Here is a 14228-nt window from a genome sequence, read left to right on the forward strand (position 1 = left end):
CGCCCCGCCGCCCCCCCCCCCCCCCCCCCCCCCCCCCCCCCCCCCCCCCCCCCCCACCCCCCCCCCCCCCCCCCCCGGCCGGCCGCCCCCCCCCCCCCCCCCCCCCCCCCCCCCCCGCCCTCCCACTGCGGTGGATCGAGCCATCCGGGATCAGCCGTCGGACTCCTCGGTGTCGCCGTCGTGGAGACCCTTCTGGAGGACCGGCCCCTCGCCCGGGGCGAGGCTTCCGAGAATCCTCTCCAGGTCCTCCATGGAGGCGAACTCGACGGTGATCTTTCCCTTCTTCTGCCCCAGGTCGACCTTCACCCGCGTCTCGAAGCGGTCCGAGAGCCGGGACGCGAGATCGGACAGGGCCGGGGAGAGCCGGGTGCCGGCCCGTGGCCCCTTGGAACGCTGGGCCGCCTGGGGACGCGAGCCCATCAGGGTCACGATCTCCTCGACAGCCCGCACCGAGAGGCCCTCGGCCACGATCCGGTGGGCCAGCCGGTCCTGCTCCTCGGAGTCGTCGACGGAGAGGAGCGCCCGGGCGTGGCCGGCGGAGAGGACTCCGGCGGCGACCCGGCGCTGCACGGCCGGTGAGAGCTTGAGCAGGCGCAGGGTGTTGGAGACCTGGGGACGGGAGCGCCCGATGCGGTCCGCCAGCTGGTCGTGCGTGCAGTTGAAGTCCTTCAGCAACTGGTCGTAGGCGGCAGCCTCTTCCAGCGGGTTCAGCTGAGCACGGTGCAGGTTCTCCAGGAGCGCGTCCAGGAGGAGCTTCTCGTCGTCCGTGGCCCGGACGATCGCCGGGATGGCTTCGAGGCCCGCTTCCCGGCAGGCACGCCAGCGCCGCTCGCCCATGATCAGTTCGTAGCGGGCGGGCCCCAGTTGCCGTACGACGACGGGCTGCAGGAGGCCGACTTCCCTGATGGAGGTGACCAGCTCGTGGAGCGCGTCCTCGTCGAAGACCTCACGCGGCTGACGCGGGTTCGGTGTGATGGAGTCGAGAGGCAGCTCGGCGAAGTGGGCGCCCATCGGAGGCGCCGGCGCCTCCGTGACCACACTCTCCGAGGGCTCCTCGGTTTTCTGGGAAACAGGCGGCAGGGTGGCCACCTTCGCCGCGGCCACCCCACGGTCGGTCGTCAGTACCGGGACTGCCGTGGGGGACGTGGAAGCCCCGCCCCCCAGCCCAGCCGCAGCCGGGTTCTTCTCGGTCGGTGCCGCAGGAATCAGTGCGCCGAGACCACGGCCCAGTCCCCTCCGTCGCTCGCTCACTGAATGCCCTCCACCATGCTCGGGTCGCTCTGGGCGCCGATGTGGGCGTGGGTCGGGTCGTAGCTGACACCGACGCCCCTCAGCGCGACTTCTCGTGCCGCCTCAAGATAGGAGAGGGCACCGCTCGATCCTGGATCGTAGGTCAGCACCGTCTGCCCATAGCTCGGCGCCTCCGAGATACGGACGGATCGGGGGATGCTCGTCCGCAGCACCTCCTCGCCGAAGTGGCTGCGCACCTCGTCCGCGACCTGGGAGGCGAGACGCGTCCGGCCGTCGTACATGGTGAGCAGGATCGTCGACACATGCAGGGTGGGGTTGAGGTGACCCCGTACCAGGTCGACATTGCGCAGGAGCTGTCCCAGACCTTCCAGCGCGTAGTACTCGCACTGGATCGGGATGAGGACCTCGGCGCCGGCGACGAGGGCGTTGACCGTCAGCAGGCCGAGGGACGGCGGGCAGTCGATGAGGATGTAGTCCAGCGGCTGCTCATACGCCTGGATCGCCCGCTGCAGCCGGCTCTCGCGGGCCACCAAGGACACCAACTCGATCTCCGCACCGGCGAGATCGATGGTGGCGGGGGCACAGAAGAGACCTTCTACATCAGGGACGGGCTGCACGACTTCGGCCAGAGGCCGGCTCTCGACCAACACGTCATAGATCGACGGAACTTCGGCGTGGTGATCGATCCCCAGAGCCGTGGATGCGTTGCCCTGTGGGTCGAGGTCGATCACCAGGACACGGCCACCGTGCAGAGCCAGCGAAGCGGCGAGGTTGACGGTCGTCGTCGTCTTGCCCACGCCACCTTTCTGGTTGGCCACCACGATGATCCGGGTCTGCTCGGGACGCGGCAGACCTTCACCGGCGCGGCCGAGAGCTTCTACCGCCAGTTGGGCAGCACGACCGATGGGAGTGTCGTCCATCGGAGGCGGTGTTTCACGTGAAACATCCGCCCCCATCGACTCGGTACGGGGACCGGGGACCGGATCGGTCATCGGTCCCGCGATGTTGGCGTCGGACCGCAAGGATTCACTCTCCTCGACTTCAGGCTCGCAATGAACAGAGCCTCCCATGTCTTCGGGGTCGCGAACCAGTGAGGCCTGGTGTTCTGTGGAGAAATCCACCTCTGTGGACAACTCCGCTGCCCCTCCGAGTGAGCCGAGGGGCTTACGGTCACGGGGTTCGGCCGCAGCGCGACCGCGGCTGATGATGCCGTGCAACAGTGAGCGACGTTTCACGTGAAACACGATGACAACAATTTGTCCCTTATGTGAGCGACACTCCGCCCCGCATCTCTTTACCACCCCCCTCCAGACCCAAGATTGGGTTTTGTTAAGATCAAAAAACAACGGGGCGGGGGACTTACGTGCTGCAGACCAGCGGCACGAACCACTTCCTTCGCCGGCGCGCCGGGCACATCCGCCCGGCGGGCCGATTCGACCAACGCAGGAAGCAACACGATGACTTCGAAGATCATTGGCCGTTTCATGGCGGCGGCGCTGGGGGTGGGTGTGCTGGCCACGGCCACGCCCGCCTTTGCCGACCAGGACATCAACGTGATCTGGGGCCACGGCTACCGCGTCAACAGCGATCACGGCGTGGCCGCCGTCAAGGACCTCGCTGACGACAACAACGCGGTGTACGTGCAGTACACCCGGGCGGGCCACGGAGACGAGATCTACACTCTGTGGAACAAGAAGGGAAGCGGCACGACCGCGTACAGCGGCAAGGGCGGCACCGTGACGATCAAGAAGGTGTGCCGTTCCATCTCCCTGCGCCCGGACGTCTGCTTCACCAAGACCCCGTAAGCAGCGACCGCCGACGCCCGGCGGGTCACAGCACAGAGGCGCTCTCCCCGCGGGGAGAGCGCCTCCGGCTTTTCATCCTCTTGTCCAGTCTTCGTCAGCGGCGACGGCGGGTCCGTCCCGTCCTGGCTGCCTTGGCCCGCTTGGCCGCGAAGCGCACACCGCCGGGGCTCTCGCCGACCTCGACCCGGACGACTGTGGACAGGGGATCCACCACGCCCTCGCCCACATGCAGGACGGACGTCGATACCGCTCCGAGCTTGCTGAGGGCGGTGGACGCCGCCTTCAGCTCCTCCTCGGCGGTGTCGCCCTTCAGTGCGAGCATCTCCCCGTACGGGCGCAGCAGGGGGATGCCCCAGGCGGCCAGCCGGTCCAGCGGAGCCACGGCGCGGGCGGTCACCACATGGACGGGCTGCAGCTTGCCGAGGACCTCCTCGGCGCGGCCGCGGACCACGGTGACGTGGTCCAGGCCCAGCAGCTCGACGACCTCCGTGAGGAAGGTCGTGCGTCGCAGCAACGGCTCCAGCAGAGTGATGTTGAGGTCCTCCCGGACCAGCGCCAGCGGAATGCCCGGCAGGCCGGCGCCCGAGCCCACGTCGCACACCGTCACCGACTCCGGGACGGCTTCCGAGAGCACCGCGCAGTTCAGCAGGTGCCGCTCCCACAGGCGGGGCACTTCTCGCGGCCCGATCAGGCCACGCTGCACGCCCGCCTCGGCGAGCAGTTCCGCGTAGCGAACCGCATCGGCGAAGCGATCACCAAACACTTCCCGCGCCTGTTCGGGCGCGGGGGGAAGCTCCGCTGCCTCCGTCACGGGGACCGTCCTTCCGTACAGCGCCGACGCTTCACGCGCCGACCACCAGAACTACCAGGCTGACAAAATTCGGCCCCGTCTGCGCAACAGACGGGGCCGGTGGAATGGGAGGACCGATCAGGCGGGAAGCACGACGACGAACCGCTGCGGCTCCTCGCCCTCGGACTCGCTGCGCAGTCCCGCCGACTTGACCGCGTCGTGCACGACCTTGCGCTCGAACGGGGTCATCGGCTTGAGCTTCACGGGCTCGCCGGTGTTCTTGACCTCGGCGGCTGCCTTCGCGCCCAGCTCGGACAGCTCGGCGCGCTTCTTGGCCCGGTAGCCGGCGATGTCCAGCATCAGCCGACTGCGGTCGCCGGTCTCCCGGTGCACGGCCAGACGCGTCAGCTCCTGCAGCGCCTCCAGCACCTCGCCGTCCCGGCCGACCAGCTTCTGCAGGTCACGGGTGCCCGCGTCGCTGATGATCGAGACGGAGGCACGGTCGGCCTCCACGTCCATGTCGATGTCACCGTCGAGGTCGGCGATGTCCAGCAGACCCTCCAGGTAGTCCGCCGCGATCTCGCCCTCCTGCTCAAGGCGGGTCAGGGTGTCTGCACCCTCGGCAGCGGCGGAGGTGGTGCCTTCCGTCACGGGATGGACTCCTTCTTACTTCTTGGACGGGGACTTGGGGCGCTGCGGGCCGCCCTTGCGCTGCCCGGACTGGGCCTTGCTTCGGGTGCCGTTGCCGGGCTTCTGGACGGCCTTCTCGGCGTCGGCAGGCCGGGCGCCCTCGGGCTCGTCCGCCTTCTCCAGCGAGGTGGGCGACGTGTCGCCGGCCTGCTTGGCCGGGCCGGACTGACGCTGCGACTTGCTCTGGCGCTTGGGCTGCTGCCGCCTGGCGGCCGTAGCGGTGGCGGTGACGGTGTCACCGTCCTCGGTCGTCTGCGCGGCGGCCTGGCTGTCGCTCTTCACCACGGATCCGTCGGCCTGGGCGGCGAGGCCTGCCTTGTTCAGGGCGTTGATGAACTTGCGCTCGAACTCGTTGCGGTCGCGGCCCTTGGTGACGATCGCCTTGACGATGACCTTCTCGCTCCGGCGGCGGACCTTGCCGTGGTGCGTGACGTGCTTGCCGAGGCGCTCCAGGTAGGCGGCCTGGGCCTTGGATCCCGGAGTCGGGTTGTTGCGGATCACGTACATCTGCTGACCCATGGTCCACACGTTGGTGGTCAGCCAGTAGATGAGGACACCGACCGGGAAGTTGATACCGAAGACGGCGAACATGATGGGGAAGACGTACATCAGCATCTTCTGCTGCTGCATGAACGGCGTCTTCACCGTGGTGTCGACGTTCTTCGTCATCAGCTGGCGCTGCGTGTAGAACTGCGACGCCGACATCATCACGATCATGACCACCGTCACGACGCGCACGTCGGTGACCGAGGCGTTGAGCGCGTGGATCGTGTCGGCGCCGTCCTTGAACTTCGCCGCGAGCGGTGCACCGAAGATGTGTGCCTGGCGGGCGCTGGCCAGCAGCGAGTTGTTGATGACGCCGATGGTCTTGCCCGAGGCGATGCCGTTGAGCACGTGGTACAGGGCGAAGAAGAACGGGGACTGCGCCAGGATGGGAAGGCACGAGGAGAGCGGGTTGGTGCCCGACTCCTTGTACAGCTTCATCATCTCTTCGGACTGACGCTGCTTGTCGTTCTTGTAGCGCTCCTGGATCTTCTTCATCTCGGGCTGGAGCGTCTGCATGGCCCGGGTCGCCTTGATCTGCTTCACGAAGAGCGGGATCAGGCAGATGCGGATCAGGATCACCAGGGACACGATGGACAGGCCCCAGGCCCACCCGGTGTCGGGGCCGAACACGGCGCCGTACACCTTGTGGAACTGGACGATGACCCAGGAGACAGGTGTCGTGATGAAGCTGAAGAGGCTGGCAATCGTGTCCACTAATCATGCTCCTTGGGCATGGGACGAGGTCTCTGCGGCCGGGCTCGGAGGGAGTTTCCCTTCGGTGGCCGGTTCGCCGGCGGAGGGCCCGCCCTTGCGTGCGCGCCAGGCAGCGCGCAGCATTTCGTGCCACCGCGGGCGCTTGCGCGGCGGGACATGGTCCACACCGCCGAGCGACCACGGATTGCACCGCAGGATGCGCCAGACGGTGAGCGCCGTTCCCTTGATGGCACCGTGCCGGTCGATGGCCGTGTAGCCGTAGTGGGAACACGACGGGTAGTACTTGCACACCGGCCCGAGCAGCGGACTGATCGTCCACTGGTACAGCTTGATCAGAGCCAGCAGCGGGTACTTCATCGCGCGCCCCCTCCCAGCAGCCGCTGAACGGCGGCGTCCAGGTCTCGGGCCAGCTGTGCATGGTCGGCGTCGCCCGCTCCGGGCAGCGCTCGTACGACTACCAGGCTACCGGGGGGAAACAGGGCGACTCGCTCACGCATCAGATGACGCAGTCTGCGCTTCACCGAGTTGCGTACGACCGCGCCGCCCACGGCCTTGCTCACGACGAAACCCGCACGCGTCGGGGGAGCGCTCTCCCCAGGCGCGTGCGGGTCCATGGCACCGCTACGAAGGTGGACGACGAGGGTCGGACGGCCTGCCCGACGACCCCGTCGTACCGCGGTCGCGAAGTCTTCGCGCCGCCTCAGCCGATGCTCGGTAGGCAGCACGACGTCATGACCTGACCGGATCAGGCGGACAGGCTGGCGCGACCCTTGCTGCGGCGGTTCGCGAGAATCGCGCGGCCGGCGCGGGTGCGCATCCGCAGACGGAAGCCGTGGGTCTTCGCGCGGCGACGGTTGTTCGGCTGGAAGGTGCGCTTGCTCACTCGGGGGCTCCAGAAATAAATCGGTGGTTGCGGGGTGCCGTCCTGGCTGTCACCGTGCGCCCACGAGTAGCTCGCAGTAACGCCCGAGTGCACCGCTGACCGATCACCTGGGAGTGACCTGTGCCCATCGGAGGCAGGCGGCAGCAGCCATCGACAACTCGACCTGGTTACGGTACGCGGGGCTACGCCATCCGGTCAAACCAAGGGTCACGGAGAGACACTGTCCACAGGCTGGGGACAACAACTTGAACCGCAGCCGCCGCGCTGACTACCGTGACTGAACTCTGATTCGTTCCCTTATCCCCGACCGACCCGATTTACATCCCTAGCCGTCCCCGAACCACACGTTCGAGGGACCTGTGAGAGAGCGTGCCCTGTGGCTGACGTACCTGCCGATCTTGCCGCAGTGTGGCCACGAGTACTGGAGCAGCTCCTCGGTGAGGGCCGCGGTCAGGGTGTGGAGGGCAAGGACGAGCACTGGATCCGGCGCTGTCAGCCACTCGCGCTGGTCGCGGACACCGCTCTGCTCGCGGTACCGAACGAATTCGCGAAGGGCGTTCTGGAGGGCCGTCTCGCGCCGGTCGTCAGCGAGACCCTGAGCCGCGAGTGCGGTCGTCCGATCCGCATCGCGATCACCGTCGACGACTCAGCCGGCGAGCCCCCGGCCCCGCCGGCGCCCACCGCTCAGCCGCAGCCGCAGCCGCAGCCGCGTTACGAGGAGCGGGAGCTTCCGTCGGGACAGTACGAGGGCTACGGCCGGCACCGCGCCGACCAGCTGCCCGCCTCCGACCAGCCACCGCGCGGGGATCAGCTGCCGACCGCCCGGCCGGCCTACCCGTCCGAGTACCAGCGTCCGGAACCCGGCGCCTGGCCGCGTCCCGGGCAGGACGAGTACAGCTGGCAGCAGCCGCGGCTCGGTTTCCCCGAGCGGGATCCGTACGCCTCGCCCGCCCAGGACAACTACGGTCCGCCGTCGCAGGACGCGTACGGCTCCTCGCCGGACCCGTACGCCTCGGGGCAGGACGCCTACCGCTCCCCGTCCCGGGACTACCGCCAGCAGCCGAGGGAACGGTCCTCGTACGAGCAGCAGCGCGGCGATTACGACGGGGGGCGCGCCGAGTACGACTCCTCCCGGACCGAGTACGACCAGCGGGACCCGGTCCGCCGCGAGCTGCCCGAGCCGGGTGCCGGGGCCGGACCGGCGCACCGAGGGGGTCCGGGACGCCCGGACCTGCCGGTGTCCGGGGCGCCCGGTCCGCTGGCCGCGAAGCCCGCGCCGGCGACGGGGCCGGGCGAGCCGACGGCGCGGCTGAACCCCAAGTACCTCTTCGACACGTTCGTCATCGGCGCGTCCAACCGGTTCGCGCACGCGGCCGCGGTGGCCGTCGCCGAGGCGCCCGCGAAGGCGTACAACCCCCTGTTCATCTACGGGGAGTCGGGGCTCGGCAAGACGCACCTGCTGCACGCGATCGGGCACTACGCGCGCAGTCTCTACCCGGGGACACGGGTGCGGTACGTCAGCTCGGAGGAGTTCACCAACGAGTTCATCAACTCCATCCGCGACGGAAAGGGCGACAGCTTCCGCAAGCGGTACCGGGAGATGGACATCCTTCTGGTGGACGACATCCAGTTCCTCGCGGACAAGGAGTCGACGCAGGAGGAGTTCTTCCACACCTTCAACACGCTCCACAACGCCAACAAGCAGATCGTGCTGTCCTCGGACCGGCCGCCCAAGCAGCTGGTCACGCTGGAGGACCGGCTGCGGAACCGTTTCGAGTGGGGCCTGATCACGGACGTCCAGCCGCCCGAGCTGGAGACGCGCATCGCGATCCTGCGCAAGAAGGCGGTGCAGGAGCAGCTGAACGCGCCGCCGGAGGTGCTGGAGTTCATCGCCTCCCGGATCTCGCGCAACATCCGTGAGCTGGAGGGCGCGCTGATCCGGGTGACCGCGTTCGCCTCGCTCAACCGGCAGCCGGTGGACCTGGGGCTGACGGAGATCGTCCTGAAGGATCTGATCCCCGGGGGCGAGGACTCGGCGCCGGAGATCACGGCGCCGGCCATCATGGCGGCCACCGCCGACTACTTCGGGCTGACGGTGGAGGACCTCTGCGGCACCTCGCGCGGGCGCGCGCTGGTCACCGCGCGGCAGATCGCCATGTACCTGTGCCGGGAGCTGACGGACCTGTCGCTGCCGAAGATCGGCGCGCAGTTCGGGGGCCGTGACCATACGACCGTCATGCACGCCGACCGCAAGATCCGCGCGCTGATGGCCGAGCGCCGGTCCATCTACAACCAGGTCACCGAGCTCACGAACCGGATCAAGAACGGCTGACAGCGGCGTCGGGGCGCCCCTGGGGACATCCCGGGGGCGCCCTTTCTCGTGGGCGAGCGGCAGAGCGGGGCGCGGCAGAGCCGGGGGGGTGGCGACGAGCACGGTGCGGCCGGCCGCCGGATCCGTCGTTGTCACGACCTGCGAGCCGGCCTCGCCGCCCGGCCGCACCGCTCGGGGCCCCAGGGCCTCTGGCCCGCCCCGCGGCCGACGCGAGCGAGGCAGCCCGGACCGCGCGAGAAGGACGCATCAGCGCCGTGCCACCAGCCGGCCCGACCGGCAACCAGACGTCCGGCCGCGGGCAGAAGCCGTCAGCGCGCCACGCAGGCACGTAGGACGTCGTCCTCGCCCCGCCCCCGTCCGCCCTGAGGACGCCGCCCACGCCACGCCCGCATCCGGCTCCGGCCAGCCGTCACGGTCGTCCTCGTGCGGTCCCTGGTTCCTCCCGCCGCCGCCCGCTGTTCGATTTCGCGTCGGGTTACGGGCGCTCTCCACAGATTTGGGGACTTTCTTGCGTCCACATCCTGGGGACTGCGAAGTTGTCCCGAAACCGTCCACAGGCTGTGCGGTTGAAAGACGATCAGCCCAGCTCACCGGCCTGTGGATTCGTGGACGAAGGATCTCCACAGGCTGTGGACGACGCGGGGATCCACAGCCTGTGGACGTGGTTTTCCACCGGTGACCCACAGGCTGAGGGCCGTTGTCCCCAAGGATCACCGACTTCTCCACATGGCTGTCCACTGTTCGGCAACCCGACGGCCCCGATCACCGCTCCGAGTGAAAGCGGTCACACCAAGGTGCCGGATTGGGGTGTGGGAAACCTGGGTAAATCTGGGGACGCAGCTGGGGAGAACTGCCCTCGCCCTGTGGGCGGTGTGTGCAGAACTTTCTGTTCTCCACAGAAGGGCCCGGTTTTCCACCGGCGTCACCCACAGGGTCGGTGGATAAAATTCCTGCCCTGAGCTGGGCAAACGAGGTTATCCACGGTATCCACAGGCCCTACTACTACTCCCACTCAGAGAGAGAGCGGAATCCGTTTCGAAGCGGGGCCTGTGCACAACTCGCGGCATCGAGCCCGGCCGCCCCTCGGAGCGACTTGACCCCGACAGGCACCTACTGTCAGTGCGGTGCGTCAGACTGGTCCCCGGTGTCCTGCCCGTCGCAGTGGGCGGTGACACCGAGTCGGAGGACTCAGTAGCAACAAGCAGGAGGCGGCTTACGGTGAAGATCCGGGTGGAACGCGACGTACTCGCGGAGGCAGTGGCCTGGGCGGCACGCAGCCTCCCGGCCCGTCCGCCGGCGCCTGTGCTCGCCGGCCTCCTGCTGAAGGCCGAGGACGGCCAGCTGAGCCTGTCGGGCTTCGACTACGAGGTCTCCGCGCGGGTGTCCGTCGAGGCCGAGGTCGAGGAGGAGGGCACGGTCCTCGTCTCGGGGCGCCTGCTCGCCGACATCTGCCGCGCACTGCCCAACCGGCCGGTGGAGATTTCCACAGACGGTGTACGGGCGACCGTGGTCTGCGGTTCCTCCCGGTTCACCCTCCACACCCTGCCTGTGGAGGAGTACCCGGCGCTGCCGCAGATGCCGAACGCCACGGGCACCGTCCCCGGTGAGGTCTTCGCCTCCGCGGCCGCCCAGGTGGCCATCGCGGCCGGCCGTGACGACACCCTGCCGGTGCTCACCGGTGTGCGGATCGAGATCGAGGGCGACACGGTCACCCTGGCCTCCACCGACCGCTACCGCTTCGCGGTCCGTGAGTTCCTGTGGAAGCCGGAGAACCCCGACGCGTCCGCGGTCGCCCTGGTCCCGGCCAAGACGCTCCTGGACACCGCCAAGGCGCTGACCAGCGGCGACAGCGTGACTCTGGCGCTGTCGGGCGCGGGCAAGGGCGAGGGGCTGATCGGTTTCGAGGGCGCCGGCCGGCGGACGACCACGCGGCTGCTGGAGGGCGACCTCCCCAAGTACCGCACGCTGTTCCCGACCGAGTTCAACTCCGTCGCCGTGATCGAGACCGCCCCCTTCGTGGAGGCCGTCAAGCGTGTGGCCCTGGTCGCCGAGCGCAACACCCCGGTGCGACTGAGCTTCGAGCAGGGCGTGCTCATCCTGGAGGCCGGCTCCAGCGACGACGCACAGGCTGTGGAAAGGGTGGACGCCCACCTGGAGGGCGACGACATCTCGATCGCCTTCAACCCGACCTTCCTGCTGGACGGCCTGAGCGCCATCGACTCCCCGGTGGCCCAGCTGTCGTTCACCACCTCCACCAAGCCCGCGCTGCTCAGCGGCAAGCCGGCGGTGGACGCGGAGGCGGACGAGGCCTACAAGTACCTGATCATGCCGGTTCGCCTCAGCGGCTGAGCACCGCTCTCTCGCTGGGCGGCCGACCACTCCCTCGGTAAAGCCCCAGGTGACGGCGTACGTATGAGCGCGTATGCCCACAGGTGTGCGTGAGCGTCCGGGTTTAGGCTCGGACGCAGGTACGAATGTGCCCCACACGCCACACAGCAACCTAAGGAAACAACTGATGGAGCTCGGTCTCGTCGGCCTCGGCAAGATGGGCGGCAACATGCGCGAGCGGATCCGCCGCGCCGGCCACACCGTCCTCGGGTACGACCGCAACGCGGACCTCGCGGATGTCCACAGCCTGGAAGAGCTTGTGGGCAAGCTCAGCGGGCCACGCGTGGTGTGGGTGATGGTCCCGGCCGGTGAGGCCACCCAGTCGACGATCGACCGGCTCGCCGAACTGCTGGAGCCCGGGGACGTGGTCGTCGACGGCGGCAACTCCCGCTGGACGGACGACGAGCGGCACGCCGAGGAGCTGGCGGCCAAGGGCATCGGCTTCGTCGACTGCGGTGTCTCCGGCGGCGTCTGGGGCCTGCGGAACGGCTACGCGCTGATGTACGGCGGCGACGCGGAGAACGTCGCCAAGGTGCGGCCGGTCTTCGACGCGCTCAAGCCGGAGGGCGACTTCGGCGCGGTGCACGCCGGCCGGGTCGGCGCGGGCCACTTCGCGAAGATGGTCCACAACGGCATCGAGTACGCGATGATGCAGGCCTACGCCGAGGGCTGGGAGCTGCTGGAGAAGGTCGACTCCGTGGACAACGTGCGCGAGGTCTTCCGCTCCTGGCAGGAGGGCACCGTCATCCGCTCCTGGCTGCTGGACCTCGCGGTCGACGCCCTCGACGACGACGAGCACCTGGACCGGCTGAAGGGCTTCGCCCAGGACTCCGGCGAGGGCCGGTGGACCGTGGAGGCCGCCATCGACCACGCGGTACCGCTGCCCGCGATCACCGCGTCGCTGTTCGCGCGGTTCGCCTCCCGTCAGGAGGACTCGCCGCAGATGAAGATGATCGCCGCGCTGCGCAACCAGTTCGGCGGTCACGCCGTGGAGAAGAAGTAATCCACAGGGTCGCACCGCGATCCACAACCCTGGGGAGGTCGGCGAACGACCATGCACGTCACGCATCTGTCGCTGGCCGACTTCCGCTCGTACGCCCGGGTCGAGGTCCCGCTGGACCCGGGCGTCACCGCCTTCGTCGGCCCCAACGGGCAGGGCAAGACCAACCTCGTCGAGGCGGTCGGCTACCTGGCGACCCTGGGCAGCCACCGTGTCGCCTCCGACGCCCCGCTGGTCCGCATGGGCGCCGAGCGCGCGGTCGTCCGGGCGCAGGTCAGACAGGGCGAGAGGCAACAGCTGGTCGAGCTGGAGCTGAACCCGGGCAAGGCCAACCGCGCGCGGATCAACCGGTCCTCGCAGGTCAGACCCCGTGATGTGCTGGGGATCGTACGGACCGTGCTGTTCGCCCCCGAGGACCTCGCCCTCGTCAAGGGCGACCCCGGTGAGCGGCGGCGGTTCCTGGACGAGCTGATCACCGCGCGCTCGCCGCGCATGGCCGGTGTGCGTTCCGACTACGAGCGGGTGCTCAAGCAGCGCAACACGCTGCTGAAGACGGCGGCACTGGCCCGGCGGCACGGTGGCCGCTCCATGGACCTGTCCACGCTCGACGTGTGGGACCAGCACCTCGCGCGCGCGGGTGCCGAACTGCTCGCCCGACGCCTGGACCTGATCGCCGCGATCCAGCCGCTGGCCGACAAGGCGTACGAGCAACTGGCCCCCGGCGGCGGCCCGATCGCCCTGGAGTACAAGCCGTCGGCGCCCGGCGAGGCGCACACCCGCGAGGATCTCTACGCACAGCTGACGGCCGCCCTCGCGGAGGCCCGCAAGCAGGAGATCGAGCGGGGCGTGACCCTGGTGGGCCCGCACCGGGACGACGTGGTGCTCCGACTCGGTCAGCTGCCCGCCAAGGGCTACGCGTCCCACGGCGAGTCCTGGTCCTGTGCGCTGGCGCTGCGTCTGGCGGCGTACGACCTGCTGCGCGCCGAGGGCAACGAGCCCGTGCTGATCCTGGACGACGTGTTCGCCGAGCTGGACGCCCGGCGCCGGGAGCGGCTGGCCGAGCTGGTCGCGCCCGGTGAACAGGTGCTGGTGACGGCCGCGGTGGCCGACGACGTACCGCAGGTGCTGGCGGGAGCCCGGTACGCGGTGGCCGAAGGGACGGTGGAGCGCGTATGACCACGGACGAGCCCGCCGGACAGCAGCCCCCCGAGCCCTCCGGTGTCGACCTCGCGCGCGTGGCGTTGCGCGCGGCCAAGGAGCAGGCACGCGCGCGTGGGGACGCGACGCGGCAGAAGAAGCAGGCCCGGCGCGGCGGCGGGTTGCGCTCCGGGGCGCGCGCCGACGGCCGCGACCCGATGGCGCTCGGTGCCGCGATCAACCGGCTGCTCACCGAGCGCGGCTGGGAGGCGCCGGCCGCGGTGGGCGGCGTGATGGGCCGCTGGCCGCAGATCGTCGGCGATGACCTCGCCAAACACTGTGTGCCGCAGAGGTACGACGAGGACGAGCACGTCCTGACCGTGCAGTGCGACTCCACGGCCTGGGCGACGCAACTGAGGCTGCTCGCCCCGGCGCTGGTGGCCCGTCTCAACGAGGACCTCGGGCACGGCACGGTCCGGCTGATCAAGGTGCACGGCCCCGGCGGTCCGGCCCGCCGGTACGGCCCGCTGCGCGCCCCGGGCAGCACGGGTCCCGGCGACACCTACGGGTGACGTACCTCACGTCTGCGGCCTGGACGGCGGTGTCGTCGTGGCACCGCGCGGGGTGGCGCGTCGCGATCGGAACCCGACCTGACCCCGGAGTAGCCAAGGGTTGACAGCCGGAAGCGCTGA

General features: G+C 69.4%; 14 protein-coding genes. 6 read left to right on the plus strand and 8 right to left on the minus strand.

What is annotated here, in order from left to right; genetic code table 11:
• Positions 1-150: 150 nt before the first annotated feature.
• A complete protein-coding gene (locus ACFYMM_RS10305) occupies positions 151-1251 on the minus strand; it encodes a ParB/RepB/Spo0J family partition protein (protein ID WP_388385407.1) in 1101 nt (366 codons plus the stop codon).
• Entirely contained in the window at positions 1248-2321 is a 1074-nt protein-coding gene (locus tag ACFYMM_RS10310) for a ParA family protein (RefSeq protein ID WP_388385782.1), read from the minus strand. The genes ACFYMM_RS10305 and ACFYMM_RS10310 overlap by 4 nt, the downstream gene beginning before the upstream one ends.
• A gap of 387 nt (positions 2322-2708) precedes the next feature.
• Here ACFYMM_RS10310 and ACFYMM_RS10315 point away from each other — a divergent pair, with 387 nt between their 5' ends.
• Positions 2709-3056, plus strand: coding sequence for a hypothetical protein (locus ACFYMM_RS10315; RefSeq protein ID WP_388385408.1), 348 nt, complete (start codon positions 2709-2711; stop codon positions 3054-3056).
• A gap of 94 nt (positions 3057-3150) precedes the next feature.
• Here ACFYMM_RS10315 and rsmG read toward each other — a convergent pair whose 3' ends face one another.
• The 6 genes from rsmG to rpmH form a co-directional block, all read right to left on the minus strand.
• Positions 3151-3867, minus strand: a complete 717-nt coding sequence (rsmG, locus tag ACFYMM_RS10320) for a 16S rRNA (guanine(527)-N(7))-methyltransferase RsmG (RefSeq protein WP_388385409.1) — start codon at positions 3865-3867, stop codon at positions 3151-3153.
• Positions 3868-3984: 117 nt separating this feature from the next.
• Positions 3985-4497, minus strand: a complete 513-nt coding sequence (locus ACFYMM_RS10325) for a protein jag (protein ID WP_388385410.1) — start codon at positions 4495-4497, stop codon at positions 3985-3987.
• A gap of 15 nt (positions 4498-4512) precedes the next feature.
• Complete coding sequence (gene yidC, locus ACFYMM_RS10330; RefSeq protein ID WP_388385411.1) at positions 4513-5796, minus strand: membrane protein insertase YidC; 1284 nt, start codon at positions 5794-5796, stop codon at positions 4513-4515.
• A gap of 3 nt (positions 5797-5799) precedes the next feature.
• Complete coding sequence (yidD, locus tag ACFYMM_RS10335; RefSeq protein ID WP_388385412.1) at positions 5800-6153, minus strand: membrane protein insertion efficiency factor YidD; 354 nt, start codon at positions 6151-6153, stop codon at positions 5800-5802.
• The gene (gene rnpA, locus ACFYMM_RS10340) at positions 6150-6521 is read right to left on the minus strand and encodes a ribonuclease P protein component (RefSeq protein ID WP_388385413.1); all 372 of its coding nucleotides are present in this window, start codon (positions 6519-6521) and stop codon (positions 6150-6152) included. The genes yidD and rnpA overlap by 4 nt, the downstream gene beginning before the upstream one ends.
• A 20-nt stretch (positions 6522-6541) precedes the next feature.
• Complete coding sequence (gene rpmH, locus ACFYMM_RS10345; RefSeq protein ID WP_005482975.1) at positions 6542-6679, minus strand: 50S ribosomal protein L34; 138 nt, start codon at positions 6677-6679, stop codon at positions 6542-6544.
• Between the two features lie 376 nt (positions 6680-7055).
• On the opposite strand from rpmH, the gene dnaA reads away from it, so the two are divergent.
• The 5 genes from dnaA to ACFYMM_RS10370 all read left to right on the plus strand — a co-directional run bounded on the left by dnaA (position 7056) and on the right by ACFYMM_RS10370 (position 14108).
• Complete coding sequence (gene dnaA, locus ACFYMM_RS10350) at positions 7056-9011, plus strand: chromosomal replication initiator protein DnaA (RefSeq protein ID WP_388385414.1); 1956 nt, start codon at positions 7056-7058, stop codon at positions 9009-9011.
• A gap of 1218 nt (positions 9012-10229) precedes the next feature.
• Positions 10230-11360 carry a DNA polymerase III subunit beta gene (gene dnaN / locus ACFYMM_RS10355; RefSeq protein WP_388385415.1) on the plus strand — a complete coding sequence of 377 codons (1131 nt, stop codon included), beginning with the start codon at positions 10230-10232 and terminating at the stop codon, positions 11358-11360.
• A 166-nt stretch (positions 11361-11526) separates the two neighbouring features.
• Positions 11527-12402 carry a phosphogluconate dehydrogenase (NAD(+)-dependent, decarboxylating) gene (gene gnd, locus ACFYMM_RS10360; protein ID WP_388385416.1) on the plus strand — a complete coding sequence of 292 codons (876 nt, stop codon included), beginning with the start codon at positions 11527-11529 and terminating at the stop codon, positions 12400-12402.
• Positions 12403-12453: 51 nt separating this feature from the next.
• On the plus strand, positions 12454-13575 hold the full coding sequence (recF, locus tag ACFYMM_RS10365) for a DNA replication/repair protein RecF (RefSeq protein WP_388385417.1): 1122 nt from the start codon (positions 12454-12456) through the stop codon (positions 13573-13575).
• Positions 13572-14108 (plus strand): DUF721 domain-containing protein, encoded by a 537-nt coding sequence (locus ACFYMM_RS10370; protein ID WP_388385418.1) that lies wholly within the window; start codon positions 13572-13574, stop codon positions 14106-14108. The genes recF and ACFYMM_RS10370 overlap by 4 nt, the downstream gene beginning before the upstream one ends.
• Positions 14109-14228: the final 120 nt, after the last annotated feature.

Source organism: Streptomyces sp. NPDC006739 (genome assembly GCF_042869815.1).
GTDB lineage: Bacteria > Actinomycetota > Actinomycetes > Streptomycetales > Streptomycetaceae > Streptomyces.